Raw genomic sequence first — 1283 nt, 5'->3', positions numbered from 1 at the left:
GTTTTTCCAATTAACTTTAATCCTATATAAGTTTTTAAAATATGATTAATTTCTTCATTTTTTCCTTCAATTAACAATTTTCAATTACTATTTTCTGGAATTTGTGGCCTGCTATTTTTATCAATTTTAATTAGTTCTTTCATTAAATTTTCTAACTCTTCTAATTCTTCAGTTTTTCTATATTCTAAATTTGTTAAATAATTTTTAACATCTTTTATTTGATTTTGTTTTTCTTGTAATAGTTCTTTTTCTTCTTGAATTTTTTTGGTAATTGTTAATAGTTTTAGTGGGTTGCGACTTGATTCCAATAAAAGTGGTAATAAATATGTGCTTTCATTTTTGATATCTTCAATAGCATAAATATCGTGTTTAAATTTTACTTTAAAACTTATTAATGGAAATTCATAAATACCGTCATTTGGTTTTTGGTTTAAATTCTCTTGTATTAACATTGATACTGTGTTAATTATTTTTATTTCAACAGGATTGCCAAATTCTTTTAATTCGCTATTAATTATTTTTGCTTCTTTATTTAAATCAACTCTAACTGCAATATAATAATTTTCATTATTTTCTACATAATTTTTATCTACAAGTAATTTGGTGTTTTTTTCTAATTTTATAATGCGACCACAAACACTTAAATATAATTGCGGATTAAAAGTAAATTCAACACCATTATCCGTTGTTTTATATGTATATTGTAATTTTTCACTTTCATTTTGGATTAAAAAACCTGTTGAATTTTGGTATATAGTTTCTCCATTAGGAAAAATTGTTTTTGTTTGTTGTTTTAATAACAAATCGTATAATATTGCTTGGTCTTTTGCTAAAACAATATCGCCGTTATCAAATGTTATTTTTCTAATTCCCATTTTTTATTTCCTTTATTTTGTGTTATCATCATTTTTAATTATTGTTTCTATTTTTTCATCATCTAATTGATCACATCCTTTTTTAATTTTATCTTTTAATTTAATTAGTAATTTATTAAATTGTGCTAATAATGCTGGGATTCCTAATGTTAAGCCGTGAATAGCTCAGTATAGTATTCTTAAAAAGAATAGTTTAATTTTTTTATTTTTCATTTTTCTTTTCTCCTTGTTTATGTTTAATATTTATTTCGTTGTTGTTTGATAATTTGTTGTTGAAATTAACGGTCATAATGTCTAGTTTTGTTTCAATCCGTAAAATAGATAATTGAATTTCACTTTTTAATTCGTTAAACTCTTTAATGTAAATATTGTTTATATTTTGGATATTTACTATTTCTTTGTTGATTG

The 1283-nt window shown here is 22.1% G+C and carries 3 protein-coding genes; all 3 read right to left on the bottom strand.

Annotation, left to right across the window (positions count from 1 at the left end; genetic code table 4):
- A partial coding sequence (locus D9R21_RS06580) for a hypothetical protein (protein ID WP_148108886.1) occupies window positions 1-875 on the bottom strand: 875 nt, incomplete at its 3' end.
- Between the two features lie 12 nt (window positions 876-887).
- The gene (locus D9R21_RS06575; RefSeq protein WP_126821552.1) at window positions 888-1088 is read right to left on the bottom strand and encodes a hypothetical protein; all 201 of its coding nucleotides are present in this window, start codon (window positions 1086-1088) and stop codon (window positions 888-890) included.
- A partial coding sequence (locus tag D9R21_RS07670) for a hypothetical protein (RefSeq protein ID WP_158613983.1) occupies window positions 1078-1283 on the bottom strand: 206 nt, incomplete at its 5' end. The genes D9R21_RS07670 and D9R21_RS06575, both read right to left, overlap by 11 nt.

Origin of the sequence: Spiroplasma endosymbiont of Megaselia nigra (assembly GCF_003987485.1) — a bacterium.
Taxonomy (GTDB): Bacteria; Bacillota_I; Bacilli_A; order Mycoplasmatales; family Mycoplasmataceae; genus Spiroplasma.
Note: the sequence above shows the minus strand (reverse complement) of the source record. Positions and strands in the feature narration are given on the sequence as shown.